A 22,046-nucleotide genomic window follows, 5' to 3' on the forward strand; every position below is an offset into this window, starting at 1 on the left:
GAGTAACCAGGACTGAGATAAGTATAAGATTACGGAGGACTCTCCCAATCAGGACTTTGCGCGGATATGCCCCACAGAGCTAGCGGGATTTTGCTACACCCATCCTCCTTGCCCGGACGTTTTGGTATTGGTGACTTAGGCCCAGAAGCTTATCGCTTCGTTGATTTTCTGGCAGAGAGTGGCCAACAGTTGTGGCAAGTCTTACCCTTGGGTCCCACCGGCTATGGCAATTCGCCGTATATGTCCTATTCCGCACTGGCCGGCAACCCCCTACTGATCAGCCCAGAACTGGTGCGAGACAATGGCTTGCTTACCGATCAAGATTTAGCCGGTGTACCAGAATTTCCCGTCGAGAGAGTCGATTATGACCAAGTAATCGCCGTAAAAATGGACTTGCTGTGGAAAGCTTGCCAAAATTTCCAACGGCAGCCACAAGATGAATTTGAAGCATTCTGCGCTCATCACGCACACTGGCTGGATGACTACGCCATGTTTATGGCGATTAAGCAGATGAATCGGGGAAAAGGTTGGAATGCGTGGAACCCAGCCCTTGCCAACCGTGAACCCGAAGCCCTGGCATCCGCCAAGATGCTGCTAGAAACCGAAATTTCCTTCCGCAAATACCTACAGTTTGAGTTCTTTCGCCAGTGGGCGCTGCTCAAGCGCTACACCAATGATCGCCGCATCCAGATCCTCGGAGATCTTCCGATCTATGTTGCCCATGACAGCGCTGATGTCTGGGCGAACCCCCAAAACTTTTGCTTGAATCCCAAAACCGGCGAAACCACACTCATGGCCGGTGTCCCACCCGACTACTTTAGCGCCACCGGCCAGTTGTGGGGCAATCCCATTTATAACTGGGACATCCTTAAAGAGAAAGACTATCACTGGTGGGTGCAGCGCTTCCAGGGAATGCTGGAATTAGTAGACTGGATTCGGATTGACCATTTTCGGGGCTTTGAAGCCTACTGGGCGGTCAAATCCGGCGAAACCACTGCGTTGCATGGCCAGTGGATGACAGGGCCGGGAGCCGCTTTTTTTGAGTCAATCGAAGAACAGTTAGGCCGGCTACCCTTTATTGCCGAGGATCTGGGCACAATTACCCCAGAAGTTGAAGCGCTGCGGGATCAGTTTAATATGCCGGGAATGAAGATTTTGCATTTTGCCTTTGGTGCCGGCTGGGGCAACGCTTATTTACCCCACAATTACGCGCGTAACACTGTTGCTTACACCGGCACTCACGATAATGACACAACTCTAGGCTGGTTCAATCATCTGTCAAACCGCGAAAAAGAGGAAGTCCGGCGTTATTTAGGTCGCACTGACGATGAAGAAATTCATTGGGATCTAATTCGGGCGGCTATGAATTCTGTTGCGGATTGGGCAATTACTCCGCTTCAAGATATTTTGGGAATCGGCAGTGAAGGGCGGATGAATACCCCTGGTAAAGGTGAGGGAAATTGGGAATGGCGATACACAGATGGTGCATTAACCAATGAACTACGTCATCGCATTCTTTCCCTAAGTGAAGTTTATGGCCGGTTTTATTAAGAGTCGTGAGTTCTGAGTTTTGAGTTTTGAACAAAGATTTTGTCTTCGTTCTTTTCGCTATTTTCTTGTTTTTTATCCTTCAGTTTCTAAACTATGCTTTTTCCAAGATCTAGCGGTATTTTGCTTCACCCAACTTCTTTTCCTAGTAGATTTGGAATTGGCGATTTGGGAGAAGAAGCCCGTCGCTTTGTTGATTTTCTGGCAGAAAGCCGACAGACATTATGGCAAGTTTTGCCGGTGGGTCCCACGGGATACGGCAACTCTCCTTATATGTCTTATTCTGCACTCGCCGGCAATCCACTTTTAATCAGCCCAGATCGACTGCGGGATGACGGGTTACTAACCGAAGAAGATTTCAGAGATTTGCCTGAATTTCCCGAAAATCGTGTGGATTTTGAGAAAGTTGCTCAAGTCAAAATTCCCTTGCTGCAAAAAGCGTGTGAAAATTTTAAAGCTCACGCTTCTGAAGAGTTGCAACAAGAATTTCGGACATTCTGCGAGAGCAAAGTTTACTGGCTTAATGACTATGCCTTATTCATGGCGCTCAAAGAAGCCCACGCCGGCGATGGTTGGCACACTTGGGATGCCGGTATTTCTAAACGCCACCCGGAAGCCATAGAGTTGTGGGAAAAACAGCTAAGCGATCAGTTATTATTCCAGAAATTTACTCAGTTTGTCTTCTTTCGCCAGTGGTCAGCGATCAAGCATTATGCGAATGAGCGCCAAATTCAAATTATTGGGGATATTCCCATTTATGTTGCTCATGACAGTGCAGATGTTTGGGCACACCCGGAAAGTTTTTGCCTCAATCAAGAAACAGGTGAGCCGGCTTTAATGGCCGGCGTTCCACCGGATTATTTTAGTGTCACCGGCCAACTCTGGGGTAACCCGGTTTATAACTGGGAATACCTGCAACAAAACGATTTTGATTGGTGGGTGCAGCGCTTCAAATTCATGCTTGATTATGTGGATATTATTCGCATTGACCACTTCCGAGGGTTTGAATCTTTCTGGGCAGTGCCTCAAGGCGAAACTACCGCAGTAAATGGGGAGTGGGTTGATGCGCCGGGGGAAGCTTTCTTTACGGTGCTTAATGATAAATTGGGCAAGCTTCCTGTGATGGCTGAAGATTTAGGAATGATCACACCAGAAGTGAAGGACTTACTAGATAAGTTTGAATTTCCTGGGATGAAAGTTTTGCATTTTGCTTTTGGGGGCGATGCAGACAATCCTTATTTGCCCTTCCAATATCCGCATAACAGCGTGGTTTACACCGGCACCCACGATAATGACACAACCGTTGGCTGGTTCAGCCAAGTATCTGAACAGGAAAAAGAGTCTTTGTTGCGTTATTTAGGCTGCACCGGCAACGATGGAATTCATTGGGATCTCATCCGTTTAGCCTTGAGTTCTGTCTCTAGCCAAGCTCTAATTCCCTTACAAGATATTTTAGGACTAGGCACCGAAGCCCGGATGAATTTTCCCAGCAAAGCAGAAGGAAATTGGGAGTGGCGCTATTGGCACAATGCGTTAACGGACGACTTGCGAGATCGCTTCAGAACTTTAACAGAAACCTATGGCCGAGTCCCGAAAAAAAGTGACTAGAGGTTAGGGACTAGGGCAAGGGAGATTAAAGACTGAAGATTAGTCCTTAATCTCCCTTCTGGTGAACAGGCGAGATAACTATAACTTTGCCAGTTTTCACGCCCATGCCCAATGCCCATTCCCCTCTCTTAAGATCGAGGATTTGCCTTAACCGTCACTTCCTCAACCTTTCCGGGTTCGCCCATTTGCTTGGCTTGCCCGTTATTAACCGCGACTAACACACCCCCCGCGTTGCCGGCAGTCACAACCAGTTGCTGTTTAGCTTCCCAACTGCGCTGCGTTCCTTCCGACAAAACCCCCTCAAACTCAATTTTGCCGTCGGCAACAATTTGTATCCAAGATTCAGCCTTTAAAGTAAGGCCAACTCTTACAGCCTGATTGGAATTTGTGACGGTTTTCAATAAGCTAGCGTTCTCTACCTTTGCCAGTTGGCCGGTTGGCGCTTGGTTTCCTTGAGACGGCTGGTTCTTTAACTCCTGCTTATTGTCCAAACCGCTCACCTGCGCTACAGAACGGTTCATCATGTAAGACATCCCGTTAACTGAACACATAATTAGGAATATGTAAACCAAATACAGATGAATCGGTCTTAATTGAGGCGGGGATAATTGTATCCAAGAATATTTGAACAATCGCAGATTCGTTTCCGTGGGAAAATCACTCGCCAGCAAGGCACCATTCATCCCCAGAGCATCAGCAAAACGCCGGATAAATCCCTGAATGTAAACCGGCTCTGGCAGGTGTTGTAACTTGCCTTCCTCAATTGCGTGCAGCATTCCCGACCGGATCATTGTCCTAGCCGCAACATCTTCTAGGGACAAATCCTGGTTTTCACGGACTTGACGCAGTTTTGCTCCCAGTTCTGAAAGCTTTTCTGCGCGTTCTTGCTCAAAATTGCGTATAGGTTTTTTCTTATTTTTCATCATAGGGTGTGCTCCTCAATGTCTGCTGGCACATTAACTGATGTTAGGTTGAGCTGGGTTTGCAAGAACCTTAGCTCAAAATCTTTCAGAGGGCGGTAAGTACCAGGTTTCAACATTGGTTCTTCGGGGGGTTCCAATAAAATGGGTCCTATTGCCGTGCGGTGCAGGTTAACCACTGGATATCCTAACTGTTCTGCGACCCTTCTAATCTGGCGGTTTCTGCCCTCTTTAAGAATTACTTCCAAAAGTGTTTGAGAACCAGGATACTTTGCTAGGGCACGGACTTGGGCGGGTAATGTTTTTTTGCCAGATAGGATAACGCCTTTGCGCCATGCTTCCAAAACCGATTCAGGGGGATAACCTTGCACCCAGACTTGATAGGTTTTGGGAATGCCGTGACGGGGGTGAGTAAGGCCAAATGTCAGCCCTCCGTCATTAGTCAGCAGCAACGCTCCTGTTGATTCAGCGTCTAAGCGTCCGATGGGATGCAAGCCCTGACCTTTGCGAAGTGATGCCGGCAGTAAATCCAACACTGTAGACCGCTTCCACGGGTCGCTACAGGTAGATACGACTCCCTTGGGCTTGTGAAGCAATAGATACACCGACTGAGGACGATAAGCCGGCTTGAGGGGGACTCCATCCACTTCAATTTCATCGCACTCTGGATTGGCTTTTTGCCCCAGCCGTACCACTTGGCCATTCAGATGCACTCGCCCTTCTAGAATCATTTTTTCAGCTTGCCGGCGCGAGGCAACTCCCCATTCAGAGAGAATTTTTTGCAGTCGTTCCTCCATGCTCAGACAAATGTGTAAAGGTGTGAGGTTTTGAATCAGTTGAGCGTTCGGTTAATCTGCGTGTTGGTCAGCACAGACTATGTACAAATATTACAAGACAGGTGGTTCCAAGGGCGTCCCTGTTTTCACGAGGTTCCGCAAACTGTGACCCAGCGCAAAAACTTTAAGCTAAAGGTCGTGAGCTGTAAAGTGGTGCTTACCACCTTCTGGCTCAGAGCTAAGACTGCCGGTATCTACCCTATCAACTGCTCAGCAGCCGCAGAAACCAGAGCTAAGGATTGAGCGTGAGCGGCTAGCTAGAAGTCAATCTATTCGTGCAACCGGCAAGCCGGCCATTTTCACGGATAACTGAGCGATTTTCCGCCTTTCCTCGCTTCATCTTAAGAGTGACGGTTATGCTGTCTACAATATTTTGTACGGAAATAATACATGAGTGGGTCTTTTTTAGCTCAATTCGCTAAGTTTCAAACCTTGGGACTTGTCCGGACGGAAATAAAATCCGGGCAAAGCATCAGTTTTTTAGGCTACGAGTTTACATAGTTATTTTTTGACTGTAATTGAATCATACCGGAAAAAGCTCCAGACTGCATATCATTTTAAACAATTTCAATAGCATCAGCAGTCGCTTGAGTCAGAAATTATAAGTAAACTTGATAGCCTTTCTAAAAATAGGGATGTCTCTGGATTGGAGGGGCGATTCAAAATTTTCGGTAAGGAAAAAAGGTGAGAAGATTAGTGTTTTCACCGGCAGCAACCCATTCAAGGCTCAAACGGGCCTCTCTAGACGGCTGGCCTTCTTTTTTAAAAAGAGTTATCTGACCCAAACCGGCTGCAAAGCAAAGCGGGAGAAAACTGTCCTGACAAGCCGACATTTCAGCAGAACCTAGGTGATTGCTGAGAAAGCAAACAGGAGTTTAAGCGACAGTAATCATTGGGTAAAATGCTCTAATCGTTATTAGCCAAAACTTTGCCTCAATTCTTTGTGGTTAAAACTTGAGTTCAACAAGATCAAGTCGGCACGTCTCAACAGATTTTTTTCAACAATCGTTCGCACAACTAGACTTTAATTCCGTACAATCGAAGTCTATGTTTCAGGAGGCCGCTCAATCTGTCAATGCATAATCAAGATCCCAATCCACAAGCCTTGACGCAAAAACAGAGCCGGCTGATTGGTAAAGTCCTATCTCCCGCAGTTGGGTTATGGTTGCGCTCACAAGTCGAGCAAGTCCAACATCTGCAAGTAAAAATTGAGGGAGGCGACCGGCAAATCCTCTCAGGCTGTATTCCTGGCGTATCCATCACCGCTAAAGGTGCAGTCTATCAAGGATTGCATCTCGGGGAAATTCAGCTCACCGGCACCGGCATTCGCATCAACATCGGCCAAGTCATCAAAGGCAAACCCCTGCGCCTTTTAGAACCGATCCCCGTTGCCGGTGAGCTGAAACTGCCTGAAGCCGATCTCAATGCCTCCCTGCAAGCTCCCTTGCTGGCTAACGCTTTAATCGAGTTTCTACTTCCCTTACTACAAACAAACGATCTTGCGCCTCAACCGGCACGCTATCGCTTGCAAAATTCTCAAATGACCCTCGATAACGGACAACTGACCCTCCGCGCCCAGTTAGTGTCTCCTGCCGGCAACCCAACGCCCTTTGTCCTGCGTAGCGGCTTGCAGCTAGCCAGCAGTCATGAATTGCAGTTTGTCCGCACCCATCTACAGACTTCACAGGCATTGCCGACGGCCAATTTGGATGGCTTCATCATCGATTTAGGCCCAGAAGTTGATATTCAGGAACTCACCCTCAGTCCCGGACTCCTCACTTGTCGAGGCCGGCTCATGGTGATCCCACTGGAAGAGGGTTAGGGACTAGGGTGAACAGAGTGGGAGAGACACTCAGCACTCAGAACTCTTCCTTAGCTCTCTCCCACTCTTCCACTCTCCTACTCTCTCAATCAGAACTCAGGACTCAGGACTCAGCACTAAGCACTCTCCCTCTAGCTTTGCAACAGAGGCAACAAAAGGGTGACGAAGTAATAAACTAAGGGAGCCGTAAAAACGTAGCTGTCAGCGCGATCTAGGATGCCACCATGTCCGGGAATTAGCTGGCCAGAATCTTTAACGCCGGCATCACGCTTCATCATCGACTCGGTTAAGTCGCCCAGCAAACTGGCGATCCCGATGAGCAAACCCAGTGCTAAACCTGTCCACTCCCAAGCCGGCCACTGTAAATACCACGCCCCAGCTAATGCCACCGCCACACTGCCGGCAACTCCAAAGACTGCTCCTTCAACTGTCTTTTTCGGGCTGATTTCAGAAAGGCGAGTCCGTCCAAAAGATTTACCAAAAGTGTAAGCGCCAATATCAGCGGCCCAAATACAAAAGAAGGCCAGCAGGGTTACGATCAATCCCTGTGGCATTGTTTGTATATGTAGGCCGGTTTCTGGCCAGTATCCGCCCATTGGCAGGTTACTGTATGAAGCACTGTCTAATGAGCGCAAACGCACCCAATAACTGGGTAAATAACCCCCATAAAACAGTCCTAAAATTGAAGCGGAAATATCAGCAATTGTGGCGAATTTTGGCTGAAACAGCAGATAGAAACAAATAAACGTCCCCGCTACCGGCACGACAGCGTCAGCGAGTGGACAAGAGATGGTAGAAATTACTAACAAAGCTTGGCTAACGACTAAGGTCGTTTTGCCGGCGGGCGCAATTCCTTTGGCTCGAACTAGCTGGAAGTATTCTAACTGGCCCAGATAGACAATAATAGCGAAACCGAGGGTGAAGTACCACCCTCCTAGGAGAGTCATCCCCAGAGCAAGGGCGATCGCAACAATTCCACTGAGGATACGAGACCAAGGCATAGGACGCTTTTCTCTTGAAGACAGCAACTTATTAAAAATTACAAATGACAAAAAGAAAGTTTTTCTTCCTGTTCTAATTTATAATTTTCCCTTTTTAATTAATTCTCTAGACGCAGGCTGATTAAATGGCCGGCACGCACTTTGGCAGCCGGTCACTAAACCACGTAGAGAGGTTAATTAAAGGTTAATACTATTTTCCTAGGTCGGTGTCTGGAACGCTATAACTTTGATTGATTCGTTCTAAAAACCTGCCGGATAGAATAACCTTGCTAGGACTTGGGGAGAAGAGATGGGCTAAGAGGGAGAGTGTAAACCGGCGCTCAGGCATCAATCCAATTTTTCACCGCTGAGGATAAAGATAGGATTGACAGCGGCAAAGACCTGATGAGTGCCGCGCGTCTCTAGCCGGTTGACGGCAGACTGGACAATCTCAATATTGCGGACTTGCAGTTCAGAAAAACTTTCTGAGATGGCATATAAACTCTCCAGATTGGCTGCTGTCACCACAACTCGACCTTGGGGCAGCAAATAGCGCCAAACTTCTTGCAAAATCGCTTTAATCGGGCGTCCTCCCTCAATGCACACCCGGTGAGGTTTTTGCGGGAGGTTTTTGAGACACTCCGGCGCGCTGCCTTCAATAATGTCTACATTGCGGACACTAAAGCGCTCACAGTTACGTTGAATCAAGCTGACGACTTCCTCATCCCGTTCGACGGCGATAATTCGACCTTGGGGACAGAGTAAGCCGGTTTCCACAGGGATCGTGCCGGTGCCGGCACCAATATCCCACAACACAGAATCTGCCTTTAAACGCAGGTGAGAGATGATCAGCAACCGAACTTCTCGCTTGCTTAAGGGAATTCCGGGCAAGCGCTCGAACAGCTCATCCGGAATGCCAGGGGTGATATAAGGCCAAAGCATAGAAAGTTTTGCGAATTGTTCATTATAAATTGCTAATTGCTAAGCCCGACCGTTAGCTCTTAGCAACAAAGGATAGTCTTTACTCTCGCACAACCTTAAGCGTTTTAAGGTTAGGGTCACTACACCCTGTTATTGTGCCACCATGACGCTGCACCTGTTGCAAGTAGTCAAGAGCTGTTGCGGTAATGATTTCACCGGCTATTAAAACGGGAATGCCGGGAGGATAGGGACAAACGCTCTCAGCACTGATACGAGAGCAGGTTTGCTCCACCGGCAGCGTTTCTGTTTGGGCAAAAAAGGCATCACGCGGAGAGAGTGCTGAGTGCTGAGTGCTGAGTGCTGAGAGGGATAGAGTGGGGGAGAGTGTGGCTTTATTTTCTGTTGCGTAATCAGGCAAGGTGGTGAAGGCTTGCACTAGACGTTCGATATCTGCCGCAGTGTTACCCATGCTGATGATAAAGGTTAGTTGGCGCAGGCTGGGCAATTCGGCAGTGACACCCAGTTGTTGATGGAGAATTTCATCGGCTTGGTAGCCGGTGATCCCCAAACCGGCAACGCTGACTGTGAGGCGTGTGGGATCGAGGGCGAGAAAACCGGCTTGATTGGCTGCCGGTGCTTCTAAAACGGACAGTCCGGAAATCTGGGCGATTCGCACTCTTGCCTCCTGTGCTAGCTGCAATGTCTGGGTTAAGAGTGGCTTACCTTCTGTAGCCATTTGTTGCCGCGCCGCATCTAGAGACGCAAGCAGTAAATAGCTAGGGCTGGTGGACTGCACCAATTGCAAGGCTTGAGCCAGCCGATGCCGGTTAATGCGGTTGCCCTGTACGTGAAGCATGGATGCTTGAGTCATGGCTGCCAAAACTTTGTGAATTGATTGCACGGTTAAGTCGGCACCGGCAGACAATGCAGAGCTTGGCAAGTCGGGGTGAAAGGCAAAATGAGGGCCGTGAGCTTCGTCTACCAAAAGGGGGATACCATGCTGGTGCGCCAGCTCTGCGATTGCCGGCAAATCACCACAAACACCTTGGTAAGTCGGGTAAAGCATCATCACTGCTTTGGCGTCTGGATGCGCTGCTAAGGCGTCGGCAACAGATGCCGGTGTGATGCTGTGGGCGAGATCCCAAGCCGGGTCATATTCAGGGTTGACAAAAATGGGGATCGCGCCGGAGAGAATCAGTCCTGAAATGGCAGAGCGGTGGGCGTTTCGAGGCAGAATAATTTTGTCGCCGACACCACAAGTCGCCAAGATGGATGCGATGATGCCGGCAGTCGAACCATTGACAAGAAACCAAGTTTGTGCAGCGCCAAAAGCCGCTGTGGCGAGTTGCTGTGCTTCTGCGATCACGCCTTCTGGGGCAAACAAATTATCGAGTTCTGGCAGTTCCGGCAAATCCGCTTGAAACACCGGCAACCCCAGCAAATCTGTCAGTCGCTGGGGCGTTCCTTGTCCCCGTTTGTGCCCAGGTGCGTAAAAGGGAGCGTCAGGCTTGCCGGCACAGGTTTGCAGGGCGGAAAGAAGCGGCGTAGTGGCTTGAGAGTCTTTTGACATGAGGCAAATTATAAGGCAACTTTTCTTCCCACTCACATTCGCTATTTAGGAAGATGTACTAACACTCAATTTCCGTCTACTTTGAGAAAGATGAGTTCTTGAAATCGTTATGATCAATCCTTTTCCTAATCCAATGCCTCAGCCACCTTTCCCCACGCCAGAGCCAACCCCGGTGCCTGATCCAGTGCCGGCACCCATTCCGCAGCCGGTGCCAACTCCCATTCCGCAGCCGGTGCCGGCACCCATTCCACAGCCCATTCCCGAACCCGTATAAACTGGGTTTTAGTTGCTGATTTTCTAACCCTCAAACACAGATGCTAAGAGCCGGTATTGTCGGACTTCCCAACGTAGGCAAATCTACCTTATTTAATGCTGTAGTGGCCAATGCCAAGGCGCAAGCCGCTAATTTTCCTTTCTGCACAATTGAACCGAATGTAGGCGTTGTGGCGGTGCCAGATGAGCGGTTGCAAATGCTGACTAAACTCTCGTCATCCGAGCAAACGGTGCCAACGCGGATGGAATTTGTGGATATTGCCGGCTTGGTGAAGGGCGCAAGCCAGGGCGAAGGATTGGGCAACCAGTTTTTATCCCACATCCGAGAAGTGAGTGCCATTATTCATGTCGTGCGATGTTTTGATGATGATGACATTATCCACGTTGCCGGCTCTGTAGATCCAGCACGAGATATTGACGTAATTAATCTAGAGCTTGCTTTGTCAGATCTAGCGCAGGTTGAGCGACGCATTGATCGCACTCGCAAGCAAGCTCGTACCAATAAAGAAGCGCAGATAGAATTAGGGGCACTGGAAAAATTAAGCGCCGCCCTGAATGAAGGCAAGCCGGCTCGTCAGGTGACTTTAAATGAAGAGGAAGCCGAGTTGGTGCAGCCACTTAATTTACTGACGAGCAAGCCGGTGATTTATGCAGCAAATGTCTCGGAAGAGGACTTAGCGACGGGCAATGAATGGGTAGAAAAAGTGCGAGCAATCGCGACAGAAGATAATGCCCAAGTTGTTGTTGTTTCTGCCCAAGTCGAGTCAGAACTTGTTGAGTTAGCAGAAGAAGAACGCGCTGATTTTCTGCAATCTCTAGGTGTTGAAGAAGGCGGCTTAAAGTCTCTGATTCGGGCAACTTATCAACTCTTGGGTTTACGCACTTTCCTGACAACCGGCCCGAAAGAAACTCGCGCTTGGACGATTACCGCAGGAATGCTAGCGCCTCAAGCGGCGGGAGTTATTCACTCGGATTTTGAGCGGGGGTTTATTCGGGCAGAAACGGTTGCTTATAATGATTTAGTAACCACCGGCTCAATGACTGCTGCGAAAGAAAAAGGCTTAGTTCGCAGCGAAGGGAAAGAGTATGTGGTGCAGGAAGGGGATGTGATGTTATTCCGGTTCAATGTATAGAAACACTAAACTCAAACTAGACTTGGGAGGTTAGGGTGGAAAACAAAGTAGACTGTGCTGTAGCTTGCGTGAATGGCTGCGTTCTAGGGGATGAATGCCCCAATAAAGAATATGCAGCAGCCACATCAGATTTTATCAGCAGCACTTCGCTGGATAAAATGCTGGAGATTGCTGAAGCAGCGCGAATGAAAAAAATGTCAGCACCCCCACAATGGGTTTATCCCGATTTTCCTGAATAGGAGCGGCGTGCTTAAGAAAAGATGAAATAATCTATCTTCTGATAGATGTCATAAAATTGCTGACGCTTTCTTGATTTTTATTTAAGAAAGCGTCTTTTGTTTTGGGTATCGGCACAAATTAGGGCTGGAAAACTGCACATAGGTTTCTTCGGTGCGAGCAGCGTAATACTTGAGCCGAATTGTATCTCGCGCTTAATCTAAAAGCTTTTTTGGGCGCGATTCCATCAGCATTTGAGCTAAAAATACATCATTTGTTTAGCCTACGATAGGGAAAGTTTCTGCATATCCAGCCGATTTAGGGTAATATGCGGAAACTTTTTAGTCTAAAAAGAATATTATGCCGCTTAGCCCTTGGCAGTGGCATAATCGGAAGCTAAACTGTTGGTGATCAAATTTAAACTGGCGCAAGGTTATCAAGGGGACGTAATTTCGGGGTAATTATGGGGCGCTCATCGTCCTAGAGAAAAATTTCATAGTATAAACAGTGCAAAGCTAAATAAACATAGAACGCAAATGCTTGAAGAATTTGTCAGTTTAGGGAAGTGGTGGCTTCCTAATAATCCAGAAGTAGTAGTTCCTGGAAAACTAAGTTTTTCACCTGTAAGTGGAGCAAAATTAGAATTGATTGGCTCGTTTTATAGTTCACAGTTTGAAGAGATAGGTCAAGTAGAAGGCATTGAGCTACCAAGTGATTTTGTTTCCATTGAAGAGAATTTCAATCTAACCTCACGGGTAAGAATTGACTTTATTAAGCCTGAAGAAATTATTATTCTAGGGTTACTTGATAACAATGAGGAAATTACCCTATATAGATGCTCTGGGCGAATGAAAAGCTTTGAATTTGTAAAAAACAGACCAAATCTTTTATTCAATATTGCGTGTATTTTCAGAAAAATTCATTTTCAAGATGAACAAAATATAAAATTAAAATCTATTTCCGTCCAATACTCTCACCTAGAGCAGTGGATTGGTAAATCTGGTATACAGGCTGTCATTTTAGAAGAGGAAAATAAAATATGGATAAGTTATCAGCCACCGTCAAATATTCACTTGACGAAGATTGGCAGTTTAGATTTAAATATTACTTTTTCTCCAATAAATGTTAATCCATTTGATTTTTATTTGGGCGCAACCTATTACAAGGCAAATATTGAGCAAAAAACGTATCTAACTATACAAAATCCTGGGAATCAACCCTTAGATGAGTGTATTAATTTATTGATAAGCTTTCGTGACTTATTAAGCTTTGCCATGACAAAACCAACTTCAGTAATCTCTGTTACTGGAAAAACAGATGTTATTCAGACAAAGCCTATAGAGCAAGCCAATGGAAGTATTACATTAAAAGAAGAGTTACGGGAAACTCAAGTCATCATAATGTTTGGCTTATGGAATTCTGAGAAGAATTCTGAGACGAAGCTATCCCCCAATGAGATGCTGTTTCTATTTAGTGATGTAGAAAACAGTTTGGGCGAGGTTTTTGAGACGTGGATTAAGAAAAGGGAGACGTATGAATCTGTTTTTGACTTGTTAATGACTACAATGTATACTCCCAGTCTTTACTTACATTATGGGCTTATAAATATAATTCAAGCTTTAGAAGCTTATCACACAAGCAAATATGAAGGTATATATCAAGACAAGAAGGTTTATGAAAAGGGACTTTATAAGAAATTTCTAGAGGTATTGAAAGATTTTCCAAGTGAAAGCGTTGATAACGAAAATGGAATTAGCGATGAGTTTAGGAATGCTCTGAAAGGAAAACTGAAATCTCAAACGCGGTTTACTTTGGAAACCCGACTAAAAGAAATTCTAAGTGAGATTTTCTGTTTATTACCACCTAATTTTATAGGAAGCCTAGAAGCTAGAGGATTGTTTGCTCGTAAAGCCTCTGAAACTCGCAATGCGCTAACACATCATGACAAGGAAAAACGAAAGAAAGCAGGAAAAGGTCAAGAGTTAGTCCAACTTTTTCATACTTTAACCGTGATTCTACAAATCTGTTTGCTAAGAGAACTAAACATCCCTGATGACTCTATCAAAATTCTTGTGGAGAGAAACAGAGTGTATCAAAAGGAGTGGCGGCCATCCTCAAATTGATTAACCATATTGCTGGATTCAACTTGGTATATTAGTCTTCGCCGCTTAAATCTGCACACAAGATTGCATCGGTAGACTTTGGGTAGACTTCAGACAGATATTTCCTCGGCTCCACATTTAGGCTTAACAATTTATTTAAATCCTGTTATCAATCTACCTAATTTAAGCGCTTGCCTAAGCCAAAAATGTTTCCTTTGGGAGAGTGAAGCGCTTTCAAAAGCTTGATATCGTATCGGCAAAGAGGATTTACATCGTTCGCAAGAGCGTTAGTTGTTGTGTTTGCTTAATTCACTCTAGTGATTTGTGTTGGATAGGTGTCCGGAAGCAACTAAACATTAAAAATGAAGGGAAGAGAGCGCTAATTTTTAATTTTTTGCTGGAAGGAACCAACGAAGCTCAAATCAAACAGATAGCAAATGCAATCATTACTAAACAGTTTGCCGATGTAACCGCTCGTTTTGATAACAGGAGGAGAGAAACATGAGTTTGGGTTTACCTAAATGCGGCATTGGGGCATTTTCCAGCCGGCAAGAAGTAGAATCGGCTCTCACCGAGTTGAAAAATTCTGATTACCCGATGGATAAAGTGTCTGTTGTAGTGCGTGATTGCAATCCAGAGGATGAACTCACCCGTTCTGAGAGTGAATTCGTTCGTGATAAAACCGTCGGGGGTCTGGCAAAAGGTGCCCTCACCGTCGGCGCTTTGGGCAGTCTCGGTGGCTTATTAGTGGGACTGAGTACCCTAGCGATTCCTGGCTTGGGTGCAGTCGCAGTTGCCGGCTCTAAAGTCGCCCTAGGCGGTTTGTTTGCCGGCGGCTATTATGGCACAGCAGCCGGTGGCATTATCGGCGCAGCAATTGGCAACGGCATCTCAAAAGAGCAAGCCAGAATTTATGACGAACATTTGGCTAAAGGTGATTATTTAGTCATCCTAAATGGCAATGAAGACGAACTCACGCATGCTGAATCGATTCTGAATAATCAAGGGATTCAGCAGTGGGAAACTTACACAACAACCTAAATAGATAAAGGAAGTTTGTAAGGTAAAAAACACTGCTAAATCCTTACCCAAATTGTTCTTAATTCATGGGCTTAAACATGGCAAAGTTTGGATATCACGCTTCTCACGAACAGTTTAAACCCAGCGCTCTGCTAGAGTGGGCGCAAATGGCTCAGCAAGCCGGCTTCACTGCTGCTTTATCCTCCGACCATTTCCACCCCTGGAGTGAGCAACAAGGAGAAAGCGGGTTTGCTTGGTCTTGGCTGGGTGCGGCAATGCAGGCAACATCCCTCTCTTTTGGGGTTGTTTGTGCTCCTGGACAGCGCTATCACCCAGCCATTATCGCCCAAGCTGCGGCAACCCTGGCTGAGATGTTCCCGGATCGCTTTTGGGTGGCCCTCGGTAGTGGTCAGGCGCTGAATGAACAAATCACCGGCACGGTATGGCCGGCTAAAGCTGAGCGCAACGCCCGTCTTAAAGAATGTATTGAAATCATTCGCGCTTTATGGGCCGGCGAAACGGTAACCCATCATGGGCGAGTTTGCGTTGAAGAAGCAAAGCTTTACACTCGCCCCCAGACGCCACCGCGCATCATTGGCGCAGCCGTTACCCCCCAGACGGCTGAGTGGTTCGGCAGTTTTGCAGATGGGCTGATTACCACGTCTCGCCCACCGGAAAAGCTGCGGCAAGTTGTAGAAGCCTTTCACCGAGGCGGCGGAGAGGGCAAACCCATGTACCTGAAGGTACAGCTTTCTTACGCCCAAGATGAGGCGACAGCAAGGACAGAAGCACACAAACAGTGGCGCAATAACATTTTTGAAAATATCTTGATGACAGAACTGCGGACACCGGCACAGTTTGATGCTGCCGGCCAGTTTGTGCAGCCAGAAGAACTGAATGAACACGTCAGAATCTCCGCAGATCCCCAGCAGCATATTGACTGGCTTCAGAAAGATTTGGAACTGGGATTTAGCGAGTTAATTCTGCACAATGTTAACCGGGATCAGCAGCAATTTATTGAAGTTTTTGGGGAAAAAGTGCTGCCGGTGCTGGCACAAAGTTCTGCAATTTAAGGGTGAATTGCCCCATCCGGCATGAGTGTCCTGTGAAGCTTTGCATTGCTCAGATTAGCCTGTTCCAGGTTAGCCTCAATCAGATTGGCTTCCTCAAGATTTGCTTTGCTGAGGTTAACGCCTCTGAGGTTAGCCCCTCTTAAATCAGCCCCAGCCAGATTGGCTTTGCTGAGGTTAGCGCCTCTGAGGTTAGCCCCTCTTAAATCAGCCCCAGCCAGATTGGCTTTGCTTAAATTTGTCCATCTGAAATCAGCCTTGTAAAGATCGGCCAAACTCAAATTAGCCCCAAAGATGTAAGCGCTACTGAGATGCGCCTCAATGAGATTTGCTTTTTGCAGGTCAGCTTTGTAAAGATGGGCGTTAATCAGTTCCGCTTCGTGAAGGTTGGCATTGCTAAGGTTTGCATGGCTGAGGTTCGCTGCAATCAACTTAGCGCTGCTGAGATTGGTTCTGTTAAGCTGAGCATCACTGAGATCGGCGCTGCTGAGGTTTGCCTCTCTGAGGTTCGTTGCGATCAGGTTAGCATTCGTGAGATCGGCTCCCACCAGGTTAGCATTCGTGAGATCGGCTCCCACCAGGTTAGCATTCGTGAGATCGGCTCGCGTCAAATTCGCTTTGATCAGGTTAGCAATGCTGAGGTTTGCTTCAATCAAATAAGCATCAATGAGTTCAGCTTCGTAGAGATTCGCAGTGGTTAGGTTAGCATGGCACAGATCCGCTGCAATAAGTTTGGTTTTGCATAGATCAGCGCCTCTGAAGTTAACGCCGCGCAGGTTGGCACCTCTGAGATTAGCGTTGCTGAGATTTGCTTCGCTCAAGTCCGGTTCTAAGTCTGGGTTTTCCGTTTTCCACTCAATCCATCTCACTGCACCTTTCTGCAGACGTGCGAGATGCTCTAGGTTTGCCATCTAAAGTTTCCTTTGCTTCAAATCCAGCAGTGCCAACAAAGACTGTAACAAGGCGTGATACCAAAATTTACGCTGACCTGAGAGGTTGGTTATTCGTTTCCACCGACAGGATTTTCCCGCCCAACCACATTTTCAATCGCTGCCACCGCTGCTTGAGAGCCGGCCATAATATCCCGTTCTTCTCCGCCCAAGTAGAGGCGTCCAAAGCTGCCCACCGCTTGAATTTCCAAGATATTAATCAAAGCAGCTTTTTCTGCTTCATTCGCAGCTAGGGCGGCGTAGGCAGCCGGTTGCACTTCTAAGACATAAAGTGTTTGCCCTGCTAAAATCATCTGTCCCCGTCTAGTGCGGTTAATCAGTTGGGTTTGGTGAGCATCAATGTTACGGATAATTTGACTGGAAACGATCCGGGGTTTCAGGCAGTCCCTTGCACTGACTCCCAAAGCGTCCAGAATGGCTTTACCGGCAGTTCGGGTGTCGCCTTGCCGGCTGGAATGAATTTCTAAAAGCCCATAAAGTCGTTCGACAACCTGCACCCCAGGACGTACCGAGGTGGCTTTCAGTGCAATATCGGTAATGCGGTTAATTTCAATGCCGGGTGAGATTTCAATCCACAAGGAAGTGTCACCGGGCAATGGTAGGAAACCCAGCGCAACGGTTCCCATATAAGCCGCGTGCTGAGGCTGCAAGCTGTCTAAAAATACATAACTGCGAAGTTCTATGCCCAAGCTCTAAATCTCCGTACAGGGGGAACCCCGATTCAAAGTGCAACATCTGAGTTTACCTTAGAGGTATTGCAAAAATCTTAAAAACCCATACAAAGGGCGCATACGACTGTCAACGCTATCTGCTATAGGCTAAGTTCTTCACCAGATTCGAGTAGAGCGATGGGATAGAAATAATGAGTTTAAGCACCTCAGTTGCTGCCAAATGAATTTCGCTTCTGAGGCTCAACCTCCGTTTTTACTTGCGCTTCAAAAAGTGCCATATCAAGGGATATTAGATATTACCTTCTACAGTCTCAAAACCGGCAACCCTTTAGGCGACTGACTTAGCAAGTTAGCTGAGCAAGGTTAGGTTGATAAACCCCTGAAGAGGCGACAAGGAAGCTAAAAAACAGACTGCAAAAGGGAAATAGCCCTTATGCTTCGCTGATAATGGGGCAGAGATTGAGGGGCAAATCAAAGTAGGAGTTGCAGTTCATCAGCAAAAGGAGTTGAGTTTAAATCTTATCAAAGCTACTATAGCTTGTTGAAAGAAGCTAAAATAACTTGGCAGAAAGCGCAGAGCATCAACTCGAGAAAAGACCCAGAAATAGTAAAAAAAAGAATAAAGAAATTGCCGAACTCTTAGAAAAACTGCGGCATTTAATTGAATCGGAGGCCCTAATCGTCTATATTCTGGACGAGTACCACTTAGTTTGGGGTAATGTTTGTGGCATGGTATGGGGGCCTACTCAAACTCGTGTAGAAATTCCAATAGTTAATCAACGAGAAAGACAAACTTACTATGGAGCTTTAAATTATTGGCCTAAAGAATTCACTTTGATGGAGTTTTAAAGTGGAAATAGAAAAATACGGTTGAATTCGTTCAACGATTGCACTCTCAACATCCCGGACAAAGAATTTTATTAATTTGGGATGGTGCCGCCTATCATCAAGGTACAGAAATGCAAAAGTTCTTAGAGGAAACGAATCAAGTGATTAGCTTGAGAACAATGGCTTGTGAGCTGTACTCGATTGGCCCCTTACGCGCCTGAATCTAATCCAGTAGAAACCCTTTGGCTCCAAAGAAAAAACTTATCAAGGCCATTTTATCCTTTTTGCAAAAGCTTTTCAGCTGTGAAACACTTATTTCACTTCTTTTTAGAGAAGCAAATTTTTAACTTTCCCAATTTTAAAAAATATCCAGCTTTTTCACAACTCAATTAGAAATGCTATAGCAACATTCAGTTATTTGCGAACCCTAAAAACTCCAGTTTTTCTTCCAGACTTCTCATCCTCACGATGTTTGAAATCAGATAGGAGAAATTGAAGGTGAAAAACAAAATAATGTTACAGCCTTGATTTGCAGTTCCTTGATTTTGAGGCCTATGGAGTTAAATTAATCTACATTTTAGCCTTCATGTCACCCCCTTAGAAAGTCAAGTCTCATCCAATCAAGGGAAAGTAAAGGCCCATCAATAGCTCTTAATTCAATAGAGTTATCAAAATCATTATAAATACAATATCTTATTTTACCAATCCTATCTCTACCATAGCCCACTGCACCCACACAAATTATATATTTATCATCAGAATTCAAGGCAAATATTTGATTGTAAATAAATTGATAGTTTTTCGCGTAGAAAGGATCATCATTATTTTTGCCAAAAACAAGGGGATAATGGATATGGCCAATAAATGTTATTCGATAATTTGTTTCATCAAATACATTCCATGCTTCTATGTCACTATCAATCTTTATTTTCTTGAATCTGGGTGATATATGTGTATAAATAACATCCTCTTCAATAATCTCTTCTGGCAGGCTTAATAGATAGTTATTTATGTCTGAAGTTAACTTTAAGTTATTAAATTCATCATGATTGCCCTTCACGCATTGTATACTTCTACTCCTAATTTCATTGACAGCCTCCTCATCTCTATCACCACCCTCTACAATATCTCCTAAGCAAATAATTCTATCGCAATTATTTCTATCAATGTCATTCAACACAGTTATTAATCCATCATAATTACCATGTATGTCTGATATTATTGCTGTTCTCATATATCTCTTATCTCTTGATTTTTAGGTAAAGCGCCTAACTATTTCTTAGACCAAAAAAAATTCCATCTAGTGAACTTTTATCGAACAAAAAGCAGAAACTTGCTCTGTAACTATCCCATAAATACCGATGGCCAGAAACTTTCCGTATATTCTCCAAATTGTTTCGCTTCATCTAACAAAACAACTAATCTTTCATGGCTAGGTCAAACAACATCAGGGATAACATTATCAGCATCCGAAAAAATAATTTCCTGGTGTGTCGCCGCTTGCCCTAAACCTGTAGATAGCGACCAAGCATCCAGGGAAGCAAAAATTCTACCACAAGTTTTTTTGGTGGTTCCAGTGCGGCGCTCTTGTCACAAATAACTCTCCATCAATAATCTCGTAGCGATTTCCGTTATCTGGAAATAATTCCAGATCTGCGGTTGTCCAGCGCACTCTCTCACTTGCTGTATGGGTGATTCAACTACTTTTTCTTACTATTTGTTAAAATTATACAAACTTTTAACAATTATGGCGATAAAAATACTAAATTTATCTTTAAATTACTCTATCTAAGTCTTCATGTCTCAAGCCCAAAAACTGCATCAAATTCTTGAACAACCTGGTATTCTTACACTCCCAGGAATTTATGATTGTATTGGCGCTCAGATGGTCGAACAACTCGGCTTTGAGGTCGTATTTACCAGTGGTTTCGGAATCGCCGGCTCAACCCTTGGTCGCCCAGATTACGGCTTGCTCACCGGCACTGAAATGCTCTACAGCGTCGGACGCATTGCACAGTCAATTAGCATCCCTCTCGTTGCAGATATCGACACCGGCTATGGCAACCCCCTCAACGTCATCCGCACTGTTACCGATATCGTACAATTGGGAGTCGCCGGCATCCTTTTAGAAGACCAAGAATGGCCGAAAAAATGCGGTCACATGGAAGGAAAAAGAGTAATTTCTGCCGAAGAACACGTCGAAAAAATTAAAGCTGCCGTTCATGCGAGAGGCGATAGCGGCTTAGTCATTATTGGTCGGACTGATGCCCGCGCACCATTAGGATTAGAAGAAGCCATTCGCAGAGGACGCGCTTATTATGAAGCCGGCGCAGATATCATTTTTATAGAAGCGCCGCAGTCAATTGAAGATTTAAAAGCAATTGCATCGGCTTTTCCCGATGTGCCGCTATTTGCCAATATGATAGAAGGGGGAAGAACACCCCTACTCACCGCTCAAGAATTGCAACTATTAGGCTATAAAATTGTAGTGTTTCCGCTTGCCGGCTTGTTTGCTGCAACAAAAGCAATGGCGAATTGTTTCCGCCATTTAAAAGAACATGGGACCACTGCCGGCTTCGAGGATTTAGTGAATTTTCAAGAATTTGAGCAAATTATTGGCGTGCCAAAATATCGTCAATTGGAGCAACAGTTTAAAGTTTAAACATTTTGATTGCACCGGCATTATATCGTGCTGGTGCAATAGTAAAACAGGTTTCCAATTCCCCAAATTTCATAAATCTATCGTTTGGAGTTCAAAAAAACTATGGGACGTTATGTACTCAATCAATCGTTTGGAACGATAGAAGGATATTTTGGTAAGCCATTGGTTGATCGCGAAGTCATGGTCAATTATCCTATAAAAGGCTTGCAAAAATTCTTTCCAGACTTTCCAGCGGATGGAGAGTTTAGGATCGCATTTGTCAATGGAAAAGCCCAAAGAATTGAAGTGGCTCCAGAATTGCCGCCTAAGTTGTTATTTGAATATATCTTTGGATATCCAGCGCCGGTTGAAATCATTTTTGTAGAATCGATTATAACGGGCGGCCACCGAACTACTATCTGTTTAGGAGATGGGATAAGGGCTGAAATTATGTTAACCGGCGCAGGTGGAGTAGCCAACTATACCAATTTATACTATGATGAAGAGTTTGTTAGACCTTACGATGTTTTGCGCGGACAAACTATCGTCTATAACTCTCAATGGACAGATTATCTTGCTACATCAGTCAAAGAAGCTGAATATCCTTGGCTTTCTCAGCGGCAAGTTACAGAAAAAGATTTAATCGATGCAGATTGGGTCAAGCGGTATGTGATGAAAACTTCAATTTACGCCCGTAAAGGACTGATATTTTGCCATCCGCTCGCTAAAGCAATCTTTACGAAACAACAATGGTATCGCCCAATTTATCGAACTCATGAGTTTGGCGCTCGATTAAACAATTTGCTGAATGCAGTAGAAAAATATACAGCAAATTCGAAGTCTATGAGGTACAGTAGCAGCAATGTGTAAACCAATTTTTGAGATGTTCGAGATTCATTAATTGAAGTGCTAGTTTAATTAAACCATCAACTCCAGA

21 protein-coding genes are annotated in these 22,046 nt (G+C 45.5%); 13 read left to right on the forward strand and 8 right to left on the reverse strand.

Annotation, left to right across the window (positions count from 1 at the left end; translation table 11 throughout):
- Positions 1-66: 66 nt before the first annotated feature.
- Together malQ (H6F56_RS21935) and malQ (H6F56_RS21940) are read left to right on the forward strand one after the other, a co-directional pair.
- Positions 67-1,551 (forward strand): 4-alpha-glucanotransferase, encoded by a 1,485-nt coding sequence (gene malQ, locus H6F56_RS21935; protein WP_190672793.1) that lies wholly within the window; start codon positions 67-69, stop codon positions 1,549-1,551.
- Between the two features lie 93 nt (positions 1,552-1,644).
- The gene (gene malQ, locus H6F56_RS21940) at positions 1,645-3,156 is read left to right on the forward strand and encodes a 4-alpha-glucanotransferase (protein WP_190672796.1); all 1,512 of its coding nucleotides are present in this window, start codon (positions 1,645-1,647) and stop codon (positions 3,154-3,156) included.
- Positions 3,157-3,284: 128 nt separating this feature from the next.
- Here malQ (H6F56_RS21940) and H6F56_RS21945 read toward each other — a convergent pair whose 3' ends face one another.
- Together H6F56_RS21945 and H6F56_RS21950 are read right to left on the reverse strand one after the other, a co-directional pair.
- On the reverse strand, positions 3,285-4,082 hold the full coding sequence (locus H6F56_RS21945) for a helix-turn-helix domain-containing protein (RefSeq protein ID WP_190672799.1): 798 nt from the start codon (positions 4,080-4,082) through the stop codon (positions 3,285-3,287).
- Positions 4,079-4,873: a pseudouridine synthase gene (locus H6F56_RS21950; RefSeq protein WP_190672802.1), complete on the reverse strand. Its 795-nt coding sequence runs from the start codon at positions 4,871-4,873 to the stop codon at positions 4,079-4,081. The genes H6F56_RS21945 and H6F56_RS21950 overlap by 4 nt, the downstream gene beginning before the upstream one ends.
- A gap of 1,114 nt (positions 4,874-5,987) precedes the next feature.
- Here H6F56_RS21950 and H6F56_RS21955 point away from each other — a divergent pair.
- Positions 5,988-6,734 (forward strand): DUF2993 domain-containing protein, encoded by a 747-nt coding sequence (locus H6F56_RS21955; protein ID WP_190672805.1) that lies wholly within the window; start codon positions 5,988-5,990, stop codon positions 6,732-6,734.
- Positions 6,735-6,865: 131 nt separating this feature from the next.
- On the opposite strand, the gene H6F56_RS21960 is transcribed toward H6F56_RS21955, so the two are convergent.
- The 3 genes from H6F56_RS21960 to H6F56_RS21970 all read right to left on the reverse strand — a co-directional run bounded on the left by H6F56_RS21960 (position 6,866) and on the right by H6F56_RS21970 (position 10,205).
- Positions 6,866-7,735, reverse strand: a complete 870-nt coding sequence (locus tag H6F56_RS21960; RefSeq protein WP_190672809.1) for a phosphatidate cytidylyltransferase — start codon at positions 7,733-7,735, stop codon at positions 6,866-6,868.
- Positions 7,736-8,062: 327 nt separating this feature from the next.
- Positions 8,063-8,656 (reverse strand): precorrin-6Y C5,15-methyltransferase subunit CbiT, encoded by a 594-nt coding sequence (gene cbiT, locus H6F56_RS21965; RefSeq protein WP_190672812.1) that lies wholly within the window; start codon positions 8,654-8,656, stop codon positions 8,063-8,065.
- A 79-nt stretch (positions 8,657-8,735) separates the two neighbouring features.
- Positions 8,736-10,205 (reverse strand): aminotransferase class I/II-fold pyridoxal phosphate-dependent enzyme, encoded by a 1,470-nt coding sequence (locus tag H6F56_RS21970; RefSeq protein ID WP_190672815.1) that lies wholly within the window; start codon positions 10,203-10,205, stop codon positions 8,736-8,738.
- A gap of 133 nt (positions 10,206-10,338) precedes the next feature.
- Between H6F56_RS21970 and H6F56_RS21975 the strand changes: the two genes are divergently transcribed.
- From H6F56_RS21975 to H6F56_RS22000, 6 genes are all read left to right on the forward strand, one after another.
- On the forward strand, positions 10,339-10,479 hold the full coding sequence (locus tag H6F56_RS21975) for a hypothetical protein (protein WP_190672818.1): 141 nt from the start codon (positions 10,339-10,341) through the stop codon (positions 10,477-10,479).
- A 40-nt stretch (positions 10,480-10,519) separates the two neighbouring features.
- Positions 10,520-11,611: a redox-regulated ATPase YchF gene (ychF, locus tag H6F56_RS21980; RefSeq protein WP_190672822.1), complete on the forward strand. Its 1,092-nt coding sequence runs from the start codon at positions 10,520-10,522 to the stop codon at positions 11,609-11,611.
- A 35-nt stretch (positions 11,612-11,646) separates the two neighbouring features.
- Positions 11,647-11,850, forward strand: coding sequence for a hypothetical protein (locus H6F56_RS21985; RefSeq protein ID WP_190672826.1), 204 nt, complete (start codon positions 11,647-11,649; stop codon positions 11,848-11,850).
- A 513-nt stretch (positions 11,851-12,363) separates the two neighbouring features.
- The gene (locus tag H6F56_RS21990) at positions 12,364-13,950 is read left to right on the forward strand and encodes a HEPN domain-containing protein (protein WP_190672829.1); all 1,587 of its coding nucleotides are present in this window, start codon (positions 12,364-12,366) and stop codon (positions 13,948-13,950) included.
- Positions 13,951-14,430: 480 nt separating this feature from the next.
- Positions 14,431-14,970 (forward strand): hypothetical protein, encoded by a 540-nt coding sequence (locus H6F56_RS21995; protein WP_190672832.1) that lies wholly within the window; start codon positions 14,431-14,433, stop codon positions 14,968-14,970.
- Positions 14,971-15,047: 77 nt separating this feature from the next.
- On the forward strand, positions 15,048-16,022 hold the full coding sequence (locus H6F56_RS22000; protein WP_190672834.1) for a TIGR03885 family FMN-dependent LLM class oxidoreductase: 975 nt from the start codon (positions 15,048-15,050) through the stop codon (positions 16,020-16,022).
- On the opposite strand, the gene H6F56_RS22005 is transcribed toward H6F56_RS22000, so the two are convergent.
- Together H6F56_RS22005 and H6F56_RS22010 are read right to left on the reverse strand one after the other, a co-directional pair.
- Positions 16,019-16,930 carry a pentapeptide repeat-containing protein gene (locus H6F56_RS22005; RefSeq protein WP_190672837.1) on the reverse strand — a complete coding sequence of 304 codons (912 nt, stop codon included), beginning with the start codon at positions 16,928-16,930 and terminating at the stop codon, positions 16,019-16,021. The two genes, H6F56_RS22000 and H6F56_RS22005, sit on opposite strands and share 4 nt — an antisense overlap.
- 89 nt (positions 16,931-17,019) lie before the next feature.
- Complete coding sequence (locus H6F56_RS22010; RefSeq protein ID WP_190672840.1) at positions 17,020-17,658, reverse strand: hypothetical protein; 639 nt, start codon at positions 17,656-17,658, stop codon at positions 17,020-17,022.
- A 543-nt stretch (positions 17,659-18,201) separates the two neighbouring features.
- On the opposite strand from H6F56_RS22010, the gene H6F56_RS22015 reads away from it, so the two are divergent.
- Complete coding sequence (locus H6F56_RS22015) at positions 18,202-18,489, forward strand: hypothetical protein (RefSeq protein WP_190672843.1); 288 nt, start codon at positions 18,202-18,204, stop codon at positions 18,487-18,489.
- Between the two features lie 38 nt (positions 18,490-18,527).
- A complete protein-coding gene (locus tag H6F56_RS22020) occupies positions 18,528-18,689 on the forward strand; it encodes a hypothetical protein (RefSeq protein ID WP_190672847.1) in 162 nt (53 codons plus the stop codon).
- 368 nt (positions 18,690-19,057) lie between these two features.
- Here the strand turns inward: H6F56_RS22020 and H6F56_RS22025 are convergent, their stop codons facing one another.
- Positions 19,058-19,702 carry a metallophosphoesterase family protein gene (locus H6F56_RS22025; RefSeq protein WP_190672850.1) on the reverse strand — a complete coding sequence of 215 codons (645 nt, stop codon included), beginning with the start codon at positions 19,700-19,702 and terminating at the stop codon, positions 19,058-19,060.
- A 564-nt stretch (positions 19,703-20,266) separates the two neighbouring features.
- On the opposite strand from H6F56_RS22025, the gene H6F56_RS22030 reads away from it, so the two are divergent.
- Together H6F56_RS22030 and H6F56_RS22035 are read left to right on the forward strand one after the other, a co-directional pair.
- Entirely contained in the window at positions 20,267-21,130 is an 864-nt protein-coding gene (locus H6F56_RS22030) for an isocitrate lyase/PEP mutase family protein (protein WP_190672855.1), read from the forward strand.
- 102 nt (positions 21,131-21,232) lie between these two features.
- Positions 21,233-21,979 (forward strand): YARHG domain-containing protein, encoded by a 747-nt coding sequence (locus H6F56_RS22035; RefSeq protein ID WP_190672858.1) that lies wholly within the window; start codon positions 21,233-21,235, stop codon positions 21,977-21,979.
- The last annotated feature ends 67 nt before the right edge of the window (positions 21,980-22,046 follow it).

Origin of the sequence: Microcoleus sp. FACHB-672 (assembly GCF_014695725.1) — a bacterium.
Taxonomy (GTDB): Bacteria; Cyanobacteriota; Cyanobacteriia; order Cyanobacteriales; family Oscillatoriaceae; genus FACHB-68.

Excerpts from the sequence above, each read along its gene's own strand:
- malQ (WP_190672793.1), top strand. The coding sequence starts at position 67 with ATGCCCCACAGAGCTAGCGGGATTTTGCTACACCCATCCTCCTTGCCC.
- malQ (WP_190672796.1), top strand. The coding sequence starts at position 1,645 with ATGCTTTTTCCAAGATCTAGCGGTATTTTGCTTCACCCAACTTCTTTT.
- H6F56_RS21945 (WP_190672799.1), bottom strand. The coding sequence starts at position 4,082 with ATGATGAAAAATAAGAAAAAACCTATACGCAATTTTGAGCAAGAACGC.
- H6F56_RS21950 (WP_190672802.1), bottom strand. The coding sequence starts at position 4,873 with ATGGAGGAACGACTGCAAAAAATTCTCTCTGAATGGGGAGTTGCCTCG.
- H6F56_RS21955 (WP_190672805.1), top strand. The coding sequence starts at position 5,988 with ATGCATAATCAAGATCCCAATCCACAAGCCTTGACGCAAAAACAGAGC.
- H6F56_RS21960 (WP_190672809.1), bottom strand. The coding sequence starts at position 7,735 with ATGCCTTGGTCTCGTATCCTCAGTGGAATTGTTGCGATCGCCCTTGCT.
- cbiT (WP_190672812.1), bottom strand. The coding sequence starts at position 8,656 with ATGCTTTGGCCTTATATCACCCCTGGCATTCCGGATGAGCTGTTCGAG.
- H6F56_RS21970 (WP_190672815.1), bottom strand. The coding sequence starts at position 10,205 with ATGTCAAAAGACTCTCAAGCCACTACGCCGCTTCTTTCCGCCCTGCAA.
- H6F56_RS21975 (WP_190672818.1), top strand. The coding sequence starts at position 10,339 with ATGCCTCAGCCACCTTTCCCCACGCCAGAGCCAACCCCGGTGCCTGAT.
- ychF (WP_190672822.1), top strand. The coding sequence starts at position 10,520 with ATGCTAAGAGCCGGTATTGTCGGACTTCCCAACGTAGGCAAATCTACC.
- H6F56_RS21990 (WP_190672829.1), top strand. The coding sequence starts at position 12,364 with ATGCTTGAAGAATTTGTCAGTTTAGGGAAGTGGTGGCTTCCTAATAAT.
- H6F56_RS21995 (WP_190672832.1), top strand. The coding sequence starts at position 14,431 with ATGAGTTTGGGTTTACCTAAATGCGGCATTGGGGCATTTTCCAGCCGG.
- H6F56_RS22000 (WP_190672834.1), top strand. The coding sequence starts at position 15,048 with ATGGCAAAGTTTGGATATCACGCTTCTCACGAACAGTTTAAACCCAGC.
- H6F56_RS22005 (WP_190672837.1), bottom strand. The coding sequence starts at position 16,930 with ATGGCAAACCTAGAGCATCTCGCACGTCTGCAGAAAGGTGCAGTGAGA.
- H6F56_RS22025 (WP_190672850.1), bottom strand. The coding sequence starts at position 19,702 with ATGAGAACAGCAATAATATCAGACATACATGGTAATTATGATGGATTA.
- H6F56_RS22030 (WP_190672855.1), top strand. The coding sequence starts at position 20,267 with ATGTCTCAAGCCCAAAAACTGCATCAAATTCTTGAACAACCTGGTATT.
- H6F56_RS22035 (WP_190672858.1), top strand. The coding sequence starts at position 21,233 with ATGGGACGTTATGTACTCAATCAATCGTTTGGAACGATAGAAGGATAT.